Origin of the sequence: Vibrio ostreicida, assembly GCF_013074385.2 — a bacterium.
Lineage (GTDB): Bacteria > Pseudomonadota > Gammaproteobacteria > Enterobacterales > Vibrionaceae > Vibrio > Vibrio ostreicida.
In genome coordinates this window covers 45755-61045 of sequence record NZ_JABEYA020000007.1, presented here as the reverse complement: position 1 = coordinate 61045, position 15291 = coordinate 45755, and the positions used below count along the sequence as shown (strand labels likewise).

General features: G+C 45.4%; 11 protein-coding genes and 3 pseudogenes. 8 read left to right on the top strand and 6 right to left on the bottom strand.

What is annotated here, in order from left to right; genetic code table 11:
* Nucleotides 1–193: 193 nt before the first annotated feature.
* Nucleotides 194–827, top strand: a pseudogene (locus tag HLM86_RS11670) (IS5 family transposase); the annotation flags it as partial.
* 209 nt (nt 828–1036) lie between these two features.
* Complete coding sequence (locus HLM86_RS11665; protein WP_254868799.1) at nt 1037–1663, top strand: cytidine deaminase; 627 nt, start codon at nt 1037–1039, stop codon at nt 1661–1663.
* Nucleotides 1664–1840: 177 nt separating this feature from the next.
* Here the strand turns inward: HLM86_RS11665 and HLM86_RS20350 are convergent.
* Nucleotides 1841–1990, bottom strand: a pseudogene (locus tag HLM86_RS20350) (aminoimidazole riboside kinase); the annotation flags it as partial.
* Nucleotides 1991–2079: 89 nt separating this feature from the next.
* Between HLM86_RS20350 and HLM86_RS20345 the strand changes: the two are divergent.
* Nucleotides 2080–2205: pseudogene (locus tag HLM86_RS20345) on the top strand (transcriptional regulator); the annotation flags it as partial.
* Between the two features lie 314 nt (nt 2206–2519).
* Here the strand turns inward: HLM86_RS20345 and HLM86_RS11650 are convergent.
* A complete protein-coding gene (locus tag HLM86_RS11650; protein ID WP_170882895.1) occupies nt 2520–2978 on the bottom strand; it encodes a hypothetical protein in 459 nt (152 codons plus the stop codon).
* Between the two features lie 36 nt (nt 2979–3014).
* Complete coding sequence (locus tag HLM86_RS11645; RefSeq protein ID WP_076587564.1) at nt 3015–4355, bottom strand: MATE family efflux transporter; 1341 nt, start codon at nt 4353–4355, stop codon at nt 3015–3017.
* A 102-nt stretch (nt 4356–4457) separates the two neighbouring features.
* Here HLM86_RS11645 and HLM86_RS11640 point away from each other — a divergent pair, with 102 nt between their 5' ends.
* Nucleotides 4458–5426: a LysR family transcriptional regulator gene (locus HLM86_RS11640; protein WP_076586849.1), complete on the top strand. Its 969-nt coding sequence runs from the start codon at nt 4458–4460 to the stop codon at nt 5424–5426.
* 77 nt (nt 5427–5503) lie between these two features.
* Here HLM86_RS11640 and dld read toward each other — a convergent pair whose 3' ends face one another.
* On the bottom strand, nt 5504–7213 hold the full coding sequence (dld, locus tag HLM86_RS11635) for a D-lactate dehydrogenase (protein ID WP_170882894.1): 1710 nt from the start codon (nt 7211–7213) through the stop codon (nt 5504–5506).
* A 307-nt stretch (nt 7214–7520) separates the two neighbouring features.
* A complete protein-coding gene (locus HLM86_RS11630; protein WP_170882893.1) occupies nt 7521–9887 on the bottom strand; it encodes a hybrid sensor histidine kinase/response regulator in 2367 nt (788 codons plus the stop codon).
* 441 nt (nt 9888–10328) lie between these two features.
* Between HLM86_RS11630 and HLM86_RS11625 the strand changes: the two genes are divergently transcribed.
* Nucleotides 10329–11018 carry a response regulator transcription factor gene (locus HLM86_RS11625; protein WP_076586843.1) on the top strand — a complete coding sequence of 230 codons (690 nt, stop codon included), beginning with the start codon at nt 10329–10331 and terminating at the stop codon, nt 11016–11018.
* A complete protein-coding gene (locus HLM86_RS11620) occupies nt 11015–12265 on the top strand; it encodes a sensor histidine kinase (RefSeq protein WP_170882892.1) in 1251 nt (416 codons plus the stop codon). The genes HLM86_RS11625 and HLM86_RS11620 overlap by 4 nt, the downstream gene beginning before the upstream one ends.
* 61 nt (nt 12266–12326) lie before the next feature.
* On the opposite strand, the gene HLM86_RS11615 is transcribed toward HLM86_RS11620, so the two are convergent.
* Nucleotides 12327–13199, bottom strand: coding sequence for a LysR family transcriptional regulator (locus tag HLM86_RS11615; RefSeq protein WP_170882891.1), 873 nt, complete (start codon nt 13197–13199; stop codon nt 12327–12329).
* A 155-nt stretch (nt 13200–13354) separates the two neighbouring features.
* Here HLM86_RS11615 and HLM86_RS11610 point away from each other — a divergent pair, with 155 nt between their 5' ends.
* Nucleotides 13355–13753, top strand: coding sequence for a RidA family protein (locus HLM86_RS11610; protein ID WP_076586836.1), 399 nt, complete (start codon nt 13355–13357; stop codon nt 13751–13753).
* 77 nt (nt 13754–13830) lie between these two features.
* Entirely contained in the window at nt 13831–15291 is a 1461-nt protein-coding gene (locus HLM86_RS11605; protein WP_076586833.1) for an aldehyde dehydrogenase family protein, read from the top strand.

Below are 15291 nucleotides of genomic sequence, written 5' to 3'. Positions count from 1 at the left end.
TCAGTGTGATAGGCTCGAATATCGAATTTTTAGAGACACGACCTTATTTCCGTTGTAAATGTCAACAATATCTTTATGGCTGATAGTGCACAAGGGCGTTTTTGCCTAAATCAGTTGAACCTTTGTCAAATCCTGCGCTCTGATCCTTTGTAATGGGTAGAACGGCGGTGACATGGGTTAAGCAAAAAAGAAGATAACTCACTGGGCGGAGTACAATAAGGCTCTTTGCAAGTGTGGTTCAGTTACGTTCTGGATAGATGAGGCATGGCAATGCAAAACCCATCATGGTAAGCGTGGTAGAGGCTTCCAGTACTCAGATACAGTGATTGAAACTGCCTTGATGATTAAGGGCATCTTCTCTCTGCCACTACGGGCACTTCAAGGCTTTATTGACTCGGTCTTCGAATTATTTAATGTGCCTCTGACGTCCCCTGACCACACCTTTATGAGTAAACGCTCGAAGACGGTTCCGATCAAATATCGCAATAATTCTAGAGGGGCTATTTGTCATATAGCCATTGACTCTACAGGCCTCAAAGTCTTTGGCGAGGGTGAGTGGAAAGTAAAAAAGCATGGTGCAAACTGCACCTAGCTGTAGATACTCACGAAGCGATTAGTGCAGAAGTCAGCCTTGTCAATGTTGGTGATAGTGAAGTCCTACCAACGTTGTTCAACTCTCTGCGCCGAAAGGTCATTGCCGTCTTGGCCGATGGCGCTTATGGCATAAAAAACTGCCATGAGACTCTGAAAAAGAAGGTTGTACTCCGTTAATACCGCCTAGAAAGAATGCTGCTCTTTGGGAGAAGGGCCATCCCAGAAATGAAGCGTTTTGCTTGTAAAATAACTGGAACCAATCGGCGTTTTTCAAAAAATGTTGACCTGAATCACGATTGTATTTTGATCATTGCGTCTATATGTCTTGGTTATTAGTTTGCGCTCTCTTAATAATCCAGAGAATAACTCAATGAGAATTGTAAAGCTGATCAGTTGTCTTTTTTTTGTTCTATTCCTTTCGGGATGTGTATCTAAGAAGGCTATGGATATACCAACAAACTTCTGGGAGACGGGGGGAGAGAAAAATATCGCAATTGCATTTGTTCAGCCTCCAGAGATGGACGCGCACCGCATGGGTGGGGAAGGTTTACTTGATATGGCAATCAATGAGATTGTCACTGATGGTGTTGAATCGCATATTCATACCTTATCCCATGACAAGTTTGAGCTAAGTAAGTCGGCTATTGTTCAACTAATTGAACTGCGAGGCGGTACAAGTGAAGTACTTCCAGAATATTACAAAACCTCTGACGCTGATAAACTTCCAAAAGCTCAGCAAAAGGATGGTTTTTTCGGTTATGATTTAGCCGAATTGAAAGAGCAATACTCTGCAAGTCATTTGCTTGTTATTCAGGTTTTGGCATCCGGTACTATTCGGGACTATTACGGCTTCATACCGCTTAGTCAACCGAGAGGTTATGTCTCTACTCATGTAAAGCTGGTGGACTTATCGGACAACAAGATTGTTATGGATCACCAAATTAATGAACAGGTTGCTTTGCCTGAAAATGTTGACTGGGATGATCCTGATAACGGGTACCCTGAAATTACAAAGGTTGTACACCTTGCTTTAGAACGAGCCGGTGAAAGATTAACTGAATATCTATAAGTAAAAAGAAACGACGTTAGCTCGTTTACAAAGATACAGTTGAAGTTTTTTAGAAGCTAATAAATCAGAACACTCTATTTTCAGACTAGCCTACTTTGCTAATTTTTAGCGGTTATGACTGATACACAAAAAAGGCAGATTTTTCTGCCTTTTTTGTTATCCAGAGCTTCTTTTCCACTACTTCTGGATATATTCTTCAAGTGCCTGATAGCAAGGTAGGGCAGTCATCTCGCCTTTCTGCGTAGTGGCAAGTGCGCCACAGCCGTTGGCCCATTTTACTGCAGACTAAATGACTTCCAGTTGCTGCCAGTTATTATGTTGAGACAATTATTACAAGCTGAGTATCTACGCCAGAGCGCTCAAGTCTAAGCAGACCTATACCGTAGGGTTAGTTATTCCAGACCTAGAGAACATGGGTTTTGCGTTTTTTGACCGAGAAGAACATGCTGGGTGAAGATATTCGCTTGGCGACCTTCGATAACTACGACATTCTGGATTGTTTACCTGTAAAAATTGACTCGGTTGAACAGGACTGCGAACTTACACATTAACCAAGGATAATGTTGTCACAGAAAGATCACTCGGCTTTCGGCTTAATAAAGACCTAAATGTCACAAGTAACAGCAGTATATGGGCGGAGATGAAACAACAAATTCAAGCCATAACCCCTTCCACTCCCGTAAATATAACGATAAATGATGCTGAAACATCGCCAAGTGTCGATTACGCTCCAGGTAATGGTATATTTAGTCAACAGACAAGTGGGAGTTTAACTGATCCAACGAATGACTATGTTGGAATACAAAACTGGGTCGATATAACGCAAGTTCAATTTTCTCACGGCTCAAGCTAGTCGTTATTGACTGTGAAGTTCAATACAGATATTCAGAGTTTTAAACCTTAAATTTGATTTTTTTGTTTTACTGCTATACCAACAAGCTGGCATTGCCTTCTGTAGGCCAGCTTTTTTTAGTTCTGCGAGCTCTTGCTTAGAAATAGTTACATAGTGAAGTAAGTTATCCAGAATTCGACGTAATGCGCGCGGCGTGAGTATACCATCTCGCCAGTAACGTTTAATTTCTCCGGTGATCACATCGTGTGGAACCAGCGGTTCAAGCTCAGCGTGTTTAATGATAGTGAGGGAGCTGGAACGTAGGCAGCGCTGACGAGCGAGTTCCCAATCTGGCTTGCCTTTCTTAGTGAGGTAATTTTCCCGGAAGCAAAAATAGCTAAAATAGAATCGTTCGATGCTGTGCCAGCGTTCGGCTTTTACTTCCAGAAAAATGTGTTCAAATTCAATATCGAGGTCTGTCATCGCTTCTCTCACTCATGGTTGAAGCGATACTACCGACTAACCCATGGCTAGGGCAAGAGGATCTGTATTGCGTTGCTTCTTAATCGCCAACAGTAGCTGAATAAGTAGCAGTACACCAGTTACACCTAGACCAATACCGATACCGCCCCAGATGCCACCTAAACCAAAGTCTGGCAGTAGCAGCCATGCAGTAGGCAGACCAAACAGCCAGTAGCCAACAGCGGTGACGACAGTCGGGCCAACAACAATCTTCATACCGCGAAGCAGGTTAATCGCCAGTAGTTGCCATGCGTCAACAATAAAAGAGAGCGCGATTACCCAAAGAACGGCGACGAGCAGTGTTGAAAGCTCGGCATCCAGATTGAAAATGGAGCCGATCAGCGCAGGCCATAACATAAACACACCTGCCAGCACTGCGCTGATCACTGTCGTCAGACCAAAGCTACGTAGGGCGGTACGCTTAATACCGTCATAGTCTTCCGCACCGTAGTCCTGCCCAACCAGAATTGCTGCGGCTTGAGAGAAACCAAAGTTGATGTTCCAAGTGAAGCTTAGGCATTGCAGCAGAATTTGGTGCAATGCGAGCGCGGCGATGCTGATGGTGCCTGCCATCAAGGTACCGCCGTAAATCAGGCCGTGTTCAAGAAGCGCAGCCAGTGCTATAGGTAAACCCATCGCCAGTAAAGGTTTAAGCAATGATAGTGAGTATTCTTGTGTATTTTTCCACGGTGCGAACGGCATGTATTCAGGGCGTTTAAACACCCAGTAGCCGTAGCCTAGCATTACGATAAACGCTGCCAAAGCAGTACCCGCCCCAAGTCCTGCCAAGCCTAATTCTAGCTGGAAAGCAAGCAAATAGCTGATAGGTACGTTGAGCGCAACGGTCAGTAATGACATCACCATGATTGAGCGCACATTGCCAAGCGCGCTGGTTAAGCCGCGCAACACCAGTAACATCAGAGATGGCAGCATGGCCCATTTTAACGCATCTAGGTATTCCATTGCTGGGCCAGCGAGCTCCTGAGGCTGCTTCGCCAGTACCAGTAGTTGCGGCGCGTAAGCAAAACATAAGGTCAATATCGCAGACAGGATCACCGTCAGTAGCACGGCCCCTTTTACCGCTAAGCGGATCTGCTGATTGCCGTATTCCGGCCTCGCAATACGTTGACCATAAGCAATCGCAATTAAGTTCGCCACACAACCCACGGTGCTGCTCGCCACAATAAAGACGAAACTGTAGATGGATGCCCCCAATCCTCCTGCTGCCAGCGCAGACACACTGAGTCGCGACATCATCCCAACATCAGTCAGAACCAGTGCCATAGCGATGAGCTGCGAAATTATCAGTGGAAATGCCAGAGAGAGAATTTTTTTCATTGTGCCTCGTGATCTTTATCACAATAAGGTACGAGTTTACTCTCTGGCCTTCAAATGACATTTATGCCATTCTTACATGAGTTCAGATCATGCAAGTGAATTATGTCCCCTTATCGCCATCTTCCTTATTCACACAACGGATTGAAAGTCTTTGAATCTGTAGCACGCCTTATGAGCTTTACCAAAGCGGCTGATGAGCTTAACGTCACTCAAAGTGCAGTCAGTCGTCAAATAAAACAGCTCGAAGATGAGCTAAAAGCATCCCTAGTGAACCGAAAACATCGAGCGATTGAGTTAACGACGCAAGGGAAAGACCTCTATGAAGTGCTACGTAAAAACTACATTGCATTGGATGGCTTGATTACTCAGTGGGCGCTGCCGAATAAGAAGCGTATTGTGATAAAAAGTGCCCTCAGTTATGCCACACGCATTCTGATGCCGAAGGTTGCGATGCTCAATGAGCGATACCCTGAGCACGAGATTGTCATCATCCCATCGATTGAAGAAGACCCGCCACTGGATTCTGAAGACTGCGATCTGCTGATCGTTAACACGCGAAAACGTGAGCGATACCAGAATCGTTCGGATGTGACTTTTTTGCGAGATGAGTTTATGGCACCAGTCTACGCTGAATCCTTATCTAAGCAGCATATTCAGTTAAGTGACGTTCTGACGTTGCCACATCTGCACGCCACCCTCGATCATCAGGACTGGAAAAACTGGTTAAACAACGTTGATCTGAAAGGAGCTAAAAAGGGCAGGGATACGGTGTTTTTCAGCTTGGATTTAGCGCTAAGTGCTTGTTTGTCCGGTCAGGGAGTGACAGTGACAGATCTGCTGTTGGTATTACCTGAACTCAAGCGTGAGTTTCTCAAATGCCCTGAACAGCTTTCACTTCAACATAGCGACTGGCAGTACTATTGTTGTCAGCGCAATCACTCGCCTATGATCAGTGAAATCCTTAATTGGTTGGTCGAACAGACTCAAAATGAGCTGAACCAACTTAATGTACTGTGCGAAAAATTTGGTTGGAGTCAGAATAATGTGGCTTTGGGTGAGGCTGCACTGTGATCGTGAAAAGGCCTCTGAGCTCTTTGAATTAAGAACTGAAAAAGCTCAGAGTACGTTTGATGGTAGCATTAGGGCTTTTAACCGCCACAGCAACTGCAATTACGTTTGTACTTACTCATCTTGCCGATACCCGGATTAAAGGTATTGGTCGGATCCAATGAGTGATAGAACTCCTGAAGCTGCTTTTCCGCTTCATAAAGGTGGCCTACGTTATGCTCTGCTGGGTATTTGGCGCCTTTCTGAGTGAGAAGCTCAAGCATTTTCTGTTTGATCTTCTTTGTATCCGCCCCTTTTTTGAAGATGTAATCCTGATGAAAGACATGACACATAAAGTGACCGTAGTAGAGACCCATTACTAAGTCCTTGGTGATCTCTTCTGGTAGCTGCTCTACCCAGTTAATGTCGTTTCGGCGTAGAGCAATATCCAGCGCCAGAATGTCTTCGACTTCGTTGGAGTGGATGGTTTCGTAGCGTATAGCTGCACCCGCAGCCGCAAAGCGGTGGAGCAAGGCTTTCTTGCCTTCATCGGCATTACAAACAAAGTATTCACATCCGTCCTGCTTAGACCAAACGTTCTCTAGGTAAGCTTTCGCTTCATCGATGCCGCCATCACTCATTTTTAGGATCAGATGGTGTTTGTACTTGTCTCTGAATTCCAACATGCGCTTAGGAAGGTGCTGCGGGAACAGTTTGCTCAGCCAGTAGAGTGTGGTATCAGGCAAATCTTTTGATACAAACGGAATGCGTTTTAGAATCGACTCAACTTTTGCTTTTAGCGCAAAGAACTTGGGTAACTTGTCAGTGCCTAGGTAATGAATCGACAGGAAGACATCTTTGCCGTAAGTTTCTGCCAGATTGAAAATATCACGATGCATGTATTCGCCCATTTCTGGCAGGTGTTTAAAGCCACTAAGTATGTCACGGCGCAGCGTCGTCATCTTCTCTGGGTTGTTACAGCCGATGTAGAAAAGCTGCTCTTTTTCAGCGACGGGGTTGGTATCGACACGGACTGCAAACACTGCGAGCTTGCCTGCACAGCCACTGGCTTCAAACAGACGTCTGGAGTCGGCATTAAAACGCGAAGGCGTTTCAGCGTCGACGTCACGAACGCGCGCCTCGTACTCTTTGTCTGATGCCATGGCATCACTACGGACAATCTTAGACGGGTCAAAATTACCCTTTTCAACATTAGCCAGAATCTCTTCTGGCGTGTCACCAAGGCCGTCTATGCCCAAATGGTTCACAAGCTCCAGTTTGCCTTCTTGGGTGACCTGACCAAACAGTGCTAATTCCGTATACGCGGGGCCGCGTTTGACCAACGCACCACCGGAGTTGTTGGCAATACCGCCAACAACGGTCGCCCCAATTGAAGAAGAACCAATCACGGAATGAGGCGCACGATTAACGGACTTGAGTTTTTTCTCGAGTTGATGAAGGCTCACGCCCGGTAAACTGATGATCTGCTCACCGTTTTCAATCAAATGCAGCGAATTGATGCGCATGATACTGATCACCACAACTTCTCGGTCGTAATCGTCACCACTTGGTGCAGAGCCTTCGGTCAGACCGGTTTTGGCGGCTTGCATGATCACAATACAGTTCGCTTCGACTGCGGCCTGAAGTAGACGCCACTGTTCAACTAATGAACCGGGAAACACCACCGCCAGTGCTTGGCCTCTGCCGGAACGGTACCCAGAGCGATAATATTCCGTTTTTGAATGTTCCGTGATCACGTGCTGTTGGCCGACAATGTCGATGAACCTTTCGACTAACGTTTGATTATTCATAGCGATGACTCAATTCCTATTTCACTTATTTTGGCACTTCCTAGTGTAAATTCGAAATGAACGCGACACCACTAGTGGAAAGTGGAGAGTGTTGTGCTGAAGAGCGATGATATTAGCTATGATATTTTTTTGTAATAAATATCATGGAGATAGAGGTCTTCTTGTTGAGAGACTATCGGAAAACTCCCAATTGTATTTTTCCAGATTTGATATAATCAGTGAAATGTAGCGTGTCCTTATATGAGAAAAAGAGTGATCAATCACTCTTTTTTAGATCAAGTCAGGGTCTTTTAAATTGAAACTGGCGTTATCCCGTTTTTTGCTGACCACTCAGTCTGCTGATGATTCTTCTTGCCTCATGGCAATTGACGATCAGTCGGTTGACTAATTTCTGCAGTAAGTCGATGTCGGGCACTTTGCCATTTCTTGCCATATCCTCTGCTTGCTTGGTGAGGCTTATCACCTCAGCCATGGAATACTCCAGCGCAACGCCTTTGAGTGAATGGAGAATAGCGTGCATTTCGGTCGTTGTAGTACTGGCTTGTGTATTCGAGTAGAGCTCAATTAATGAGTCAGCTTTTGCATCCAAATCGATGACAAGCACTTGCAGCAACTCAATTTTGTCAACGCCATGGAGATCGAGTTGGTCAAATAGAGGGCTTTGAGAAATTTCCTCTTCAGTCAGTGGCAGTGTATCGGCTGGGTAACGGGTCAGAATCGAAATGTTATAGCCGGACTCCTGCGGTAACGAACCCAGCATTTCAATATGCCTTCTGTTGACCGTAAAGTCATTAGAAAATTGATGCAAAGCTTTTTTTAGGCTGGATTTTTGCATTGGTTTGGTCAGAATAAAGTTTGCCCCTCTGCGAAGAAATTCATCGTGTGCTTCTTTAAATACGTCCGCCGTACAAGCAAAAACAACCGTGTTTAATTTCATTTTGTTCCGTATGTGCTCTATGGTGTCCAAGCCATTCATATTGGGCATATGATTATCCATTATGATGAGGTCATAGCTTGTATGTTCCAATTTGCTGATGGCTTCGACACCGTCATGGGCATGGTCCACTCTTAAATTCATCGACTCACAGAATTTTTCTGCCACCAAGGCATTGATGCGATTGTCCTCCACAAGTAAAACGGTAAAGTTATCTAATATGTCGCCTTCTTGCAGGGGATTACTTTCCGTCTTAACATTCTCGATTTCTTTTAGGGTGAAAGGAATCCTAGCGGAGAAACGAGTCCCAACGGAGGGTTGGCTGGTGACGGAAATGTCCCCATTCATCAACTCAATTAAGCGTTTAACAATGGACAGCCCCAACCCCGTACCGCCAAACTTTCTGGTGGTTGAAAGCTCCGCTTGTTCAAAAGGAGTAAAAATTGATGCGAGTTTATCTTGCTCTATACCAATCCCGCTGTCTGTGACGGACAAACAAACATGTGGAGGGGTCATTTCTTTATCGAGCTGACAATGAATTTCAATTTTTCCTGAGCTCGTAAATTTAATCGCATTCCCTACCAGATTGAATAAGATTTGTCGGGTACGGGCAGGATCACCATGCAGTTCAATGTTGTGCGGAATGTCATTGTTGATAACGAACTGAAGCCCTTTACTCTTCGCTTGTGGGCCCAGCGTTTTTTCCATACTAGACATGACATCAGTGACTAAAAACGGTTGAACCTCAAGTTCCAATTTCCCTTGCTCTACTTTAGAGAAATCAAGAATGTCATTGAGTATGGTGGTCAAGTGTTGGCCCGAATCTATGATGATTTGAGCTTGTTTTTTTGTGTCGAGTTCTCGTGATTCATCTTTGATGATTTGGGCAATACCGAGCACACCATTCATGGGTGTGCGCAGTTCGTGGCTCATCGTTGCGAGAAAATTGGATTTTGCGAGGTTGGCTTTTTCAGCGGCTTCGGTTTCACGTTGGTAACCCTCATTGTCACGGCGAAGTGTGGTGAGTTTCTGTGCAAAGAAAATGGCTATCACCGCGATCGATAACACCGTGAATGTGAGCAGGGTATTTGAAATCTTTCCGTTGAGAGAGTTGGCGATGAGCGCTAAGTCATGCTCTGTCTGTTCTAAGAAGGCCATTCTGTCGTGGGCCAATAAACCCGAGAGCACTTGTTCACTTTGCCCACTGATACGGATAAAGCTATTGGCCAATTCTTGTACGTCACTGCCACTTGTTGGCGACCTTGGCACGGATAATTGAGCCATGATTTGTTCTAAAGAGAGAGCATCAACAGCGGTGGACTTATCTGCCCTGATTCGACTTTCAAATGACTGAAAAGCTGACGTTTTCTGAGTTTGAAGGTTGATATACTGATCAAGGGATTGAGTGACTTCGAGTGCTGAGTGTCGAAAAGTACTTAACAGGCTATTTGTCGGAAGATCTTGAAACAGCAGAGAGTGTATTGGAGCGAGGGGAGGAAGGCGCTGAAGTTCATACTCTAGCTCGACTAGGTCACGGTTAAGGGCTTTAGTTTCAGAGAGGCCATGGAGCGAAGACCGAATGATTTGGTCTCTCATTTCTATGGTTTGATGACCGATCTGACGAACAATCTGGTTGTAATTGTTGATTTTTTTAAGCTCTCCATACGTCAAAGCTATATAGCTAAAGAGCAAGGTTGTGATGATGGTAAATCCGACAAATGTCAGTTTAATTCTATCCATTTTAACTTTCCTTAGAAGGCCTGATGCAACAAAACAGTCTTTTTGTTGCCTAGATAGTGCTTTCTATGATGTCTGCTCGGTGACGCCATATTGTGGAACGTACCTATACGCAGACGTGTTGACCCAAGAGTCGAACAGTCGCACAGATAAAGCTTAAATGAGGTCTACGGCATCCTAAATTCAAGCAACGTTTATTAATACATAGACAGTGACTTTTCTATGGTTTTTTGCCTCTATTTGAGGACGTATCAATTGTAAACTTAGTTGCATATTTTGGCGCGAGCAATATCCTATGACAAATTTCCCATAACCTTGTGTTTTCTTTTGGAGTGGATCTTGGTTTAACCACATTTTAACCCTGCTATTGGTATTTTAACCGTCGGTGTTAACACCCCATATTAGTGCGCTTAGGATGAGGTGGTGGTGTCAGAAGGAGTGGCAATGTATTTACATAAACGACGGTTATTACTTGTTGAAGATGACCTTGATTTAGCCAAAGCAATGATTGAATATTTGATGCTAGAAGAGATTGAATGTGATCATGCTTCCAATGGTTTGTCTGGGTTAACCCTCGTTGAGCAGGGGCACTATGATTTGCTTGTGCTTGACCTGAATTTACCGAAGCTAAATGGACTTGACGTCTGCACCAAACTGCGCCGCAAAGGCATTGATGTCCCTGTTCTAATGCTGACGGCTAGAGATACATTGGATGATAAACTCAACGGATTCTCCTGTGGTGCTGATGACTACTTAGTCAAACCATTTGCTATGGAGGAGTTGATCGCTCGTGCCAAGGTGCTGTCCCGCAGGCGCAGTGGTCAGACAGAGCAGCTCACTTGCTGCGATCTTAATATCAACTTAAGTGCTCAACAGGTTAATCGTTCAGGGAAAGTACTTCAGCTCTCCCCAATAGGGTTCACATTATTGGAAACGTTGATGAGAGCGAGCCCAAACGTGGTGTCGCGTGAAAAACTAATACAAGCGGTATGGGGCGATGAACCGCCAGACAGCAATAGCCTCAAAGTGCATATTTTTCATTTGCGCAAAGTGATTGATAAGGATTTTGATAACAAACTGATACGTACCGTTACCAGCCGTGGATTTGCTTTAAAATGTGACGTGTCAGAATGAAGATCAAACGCAGCCTAAGACTGTATTTGATGTCTGTTGTCCTGATCAGTGCCACCATCATGATTGTGGCCATGTCTCTGATTGCTGTTCGTTACTTCTTTTTTGGGTTAGACGTAGCAATGAGTGGTTTTATGCGAACTCATGCGTTTCAGTTTGAAATGAGTGATAACAAGCCCGTAAAAGTGAATGACCTTACCGTGGCAAAGCGTTGGAAAGATTTACCACAACCGATTCAAGATAGTTTCAACCCAGACAATATGGTCATGAACAAACTTGAAAAAAAGATTGAGGGTATTCCGTTATTTTCCCCTCCTAAGACAAGCTATTTTGCGATGAAAATGGAACATGATGGGAATGTTCGATACGCCTCAGTTTTAGTGCTTGACCATGCGTTTTCTCCTCAAGAAATACCACACTTTTCGTACATTGTTTGCGCTGCTATTGGGGCCATTATTCTGTTTACAGGTACTCTTATTGCTCTTATCCAGCAGGTTTCGTCACCGGTCGAGGCGTTACGAAAGTGGGCGACATCACTCGATAAGGGAACACGGATACAAACAATTCCAGAATTTGGTTATAGCGAACTCAATTCATTGGCACTGATCATTCAGTCAAGTATCTCGCGTAGGCAGGAGAGTTTAGATAATGAGCAGCAATTTCTTGGTTATGCCAGCCATGAATTGAGAACCCCAATCGCTGTTGTTCGAGCCAATACAGAATTACTAAAAAAGATGCTCGCTAAACAGTTAGATCCACTCAAGCAGTTGGAGGTTGTCGAACGAATCGAAAGGGCAGGGTATAACATGACAGATTTAACCGAGACTCTTTTGTGGCTCAATCGTCAAGATCATGCATTGCCGAATAGCCAGCTGGCGCTGGGAGATTTGGTGACAGAGATCCATAAGGAACTTCAGTATCTATTAAGAGAGAAGTCAGTGGTGGTCAAGTGTGTAAAGGATCGCTCCACACTGGTGGCTCCTCAAGGGCTATGCCGTATTATCATTGCCAACCTGATGAGAAATGCGTTTCAGCACACTTATCAAGGAGAAGTGATTGTCCAGCAAAAGGCAGATACCCTCGTGATCATGAATAAAAACTTTTGTGAGCGCCACAGTGACGAAGCGTTGGGTTTTGGGCTGGGGTTGGAGCTCACTAAGCGATTATTGGATCAATATGGTGGGTATTACTGTCATCACGTTGTTGCAGGTGGTTGGCGCGTAGAAGTGAGGTTTGCGAGCACGTCATAGATGTCCGTGAGATCACGTTAAGTAAAAATAGAACAAGAGTGTCTAAAAAGGCGTTGTGAGGTTAGCAGAGATACTCAAGGCATAAATCATGAAAAGCGCTTGCTTGAGGTGAAATGGTGCGTTCATTCAAGGAAAAAATACCGATCTGTCTTTCGAGGGGAGGGTCAATCAAAGGTATCCAAACGAGTGGTGTATCATGCATTGGGAAAGCCAGCTTAGGCAACGTGGTCACGCCAATACCCAGCTCTAGTACAGAGAACAGAGAAGTAATATTTTCAACCGAATATAAGGCATTTTGGCTCAATGCTCTCGCAGGAGTGGCGTCAAGCAAACGACAAGTTCCGTTGCGGATAAAGGGTTGCTTGAGCAAGGTTTGCCATGCGATACCATTGGGTTGCTGGGCCAGTGGATTGTCATTTAAACACACCACGCCAATTGGGTCAGAGAGCAGGGGAGTGAAGACGATGTTCTCAGCTCCGAGGTGCGAAGGGTTACCTAAAGCTAAGTCGACTTCGCCGCAAAGCAGCCTTTCCTCGACACCTGCGGCGTTATCATCAATTAAGCTGACTTCAACATTAGGGTACCGCTCACAAAAGACGCCAAGCACCTTTGGAATAAGTTTGGCCGCCACAGAAGGGACACTGGCGATGTTGACTCTTCCCTGTTGCCCTGCAGCTGCTGCACGTAAGTCATTGTCCAATGCAGTGTAAATATTGAGAAATTGGACAATTTTTGGTAGGCATATTTCCCCAAATGGCGTCAAGGTTGATTTATTGCCTGCTTCGAAAAGGGCTTGTCCGAGGATCTTTTCCAATTCTTTTATCGAGGTGGAGAGTGCGGCTTGAGATCGGTTAGCCCGATTTGAAGCGGCGCGGAACCCTCCTTCTTCTACCACCATCACAAAATGTCTTAGCTGTTGGAGTTTGAGGCTCATTTTCGTCTCGCGTTGCGTCCTTTATTTACCTTATCTCTTGGATAGTGATAAATATTTCTTATCGAATGTTATATATTTACCGTTAGATTTATCGCGTGTCAACAGGCAAAGTTTAACCATTGAGAAACATTTTAGTTACAAAGGTTGAGCGAGACGTGAAAGAAAATTCCAAAAAACACCCAGTAAAAACCGCATTGTACCAATCTAAAGCCCCGTTAGAGTGGGCCATTGTGAGTAATGGGACGCTTTACACGGCTCAAATTCCTATCGATGCAGAAGGCGCCGTTGTTGCGGGTGGAATTGAAGCGCAAACACGGCAAACATTTAACAACTTAGCCCATACATTAGAGTGCGCTGGGACATCGATGAATTCAGTGGTACAAGTCCTGATTTATGTCACGGACCGAGACAGCCTACAGACTGTCAATCGGATTTACTCTGAGTATTTTAGTGCGCCGTACCCTAACAGAGCAGCGATCGTCGTTGCGGGACTAGCACGAGAAGAAATGTTGGTGGAGTTTGTTGTGTATGCCGCGGTTTCGCAGCCTAATTGATGAGCGCTGATTCAGTTTAACCGAAACCCTAATCGATTAATTTTTAACAGACTTCTTATAAACAGCAAGGAAGAAATATGACTGCAATGAATCGTTTTCAACCCCAAAAATCACTTTATATCGGTGGAGAGTGGCAACCGGGCGTGACCACGGTTGAGAATATCAATCCATCGGACATCAGCGATCATCTCGGCGATTTTTCTCAAGCGAGCGAAGAGCAAGTCAAGCAAGCGATAGCGGCGGCCAAACAAGCACAGCCAGTTTGGGAAAAGACACCGCTGGAACGTAAGCAAGCCGTATTGCAGGCGATAGGTGATGAACTGATCGCGCGTTGTGACGAACTTGGCAACTTGCTCTCTCGTGAAGAGGGGAAGCCATTCGTAGAAGGGCGTGGTGAAATCTATCGCTCAGGACAATTTTTCCAATACTTTGCCGCTGAGGTCTTACGCCAGATTGGTGATAACGCGGCTTCAGTCAGGCCCGGAGTGTCGGTGGACGTGACGCGTGAAGCGGCTGGGGTTATTGCCATTGTTTCCCCGTGGAACTTTCCGACCGCTACAGCGGCGTGGAAAATTGCCCCAGCATTGGCATTTGGTAACAGTGTTGTCTGGAAACCCGCGAACTTGACCCCTGCAAGTGCTGTGGCGCTCGCAGAGATTATTCATCGTCAGGGTCTGCCCGAAGGGACGTTTAACCTTATTCTAGGTAGTGGTTCTCAGGTAGGAGAAGCCCTGATCAATTCACGGGACATTAACGGTGTTAGTTTCACGGGCTCCGTTGATACTGGGCGTAAAGTCGCGATGGCGACGGCCCCTAATTTTGTTCGCTGTCAGTTAGAAATGGGCAGCAAGAATGCCTTAGTGGTTGCCGAAGATGCGGACATTCAAATTGCCGTTGAAGCGACGATTGCCGGCTCTTTCTCAGGCACCGGACAAAAGTGTACGGCCTCATCGCGTTTGGTTGTGATGGATGCTATTCATGACCAGTATGTTGAAGCGCTGATTCGACGGATGAGTGAACTGAAAGTCGGTCACGCACTTCAAGAGGGCGTTTTCATGGGGCCTGTGGTGGATGGTAATCAGTTGGATGCCAATTTTACATGGATTGAAAACGCCCGCCAACAAGGTGCAGAGCTTGCGTTTGGAGGCGAACGTTTAAGCCTTCAGCATGAAGGCTACTACATGTCACCCACCTTGTTTCTCAACACGAGAAGCCAATGGGAAGTGAACCAAGAGGAGGTATTTGCACCCATGGCGAGTGTCATACGTGTCGCTGATTTGGACGAGGCGATTGATGTGACGAACGATACTCGTTTTGGGTTGACGAGCGGGATCATTACTCAGAGCCTACGCACCAGCGCCGTGTTTAAACAACATGCTCAAACAGGGTGTGTCATGGTCAACCTTCCTACGGCAGGGACCGATTACCATGTTCCATTTGGTGGTCGTAAACAATCAAGTTTTGGCCCTCGTGAACAAGGGCAGTACGCCAAAGAATTCTACACCGTTGTTAAAACCGCTTATCAGCGACCTTACTAA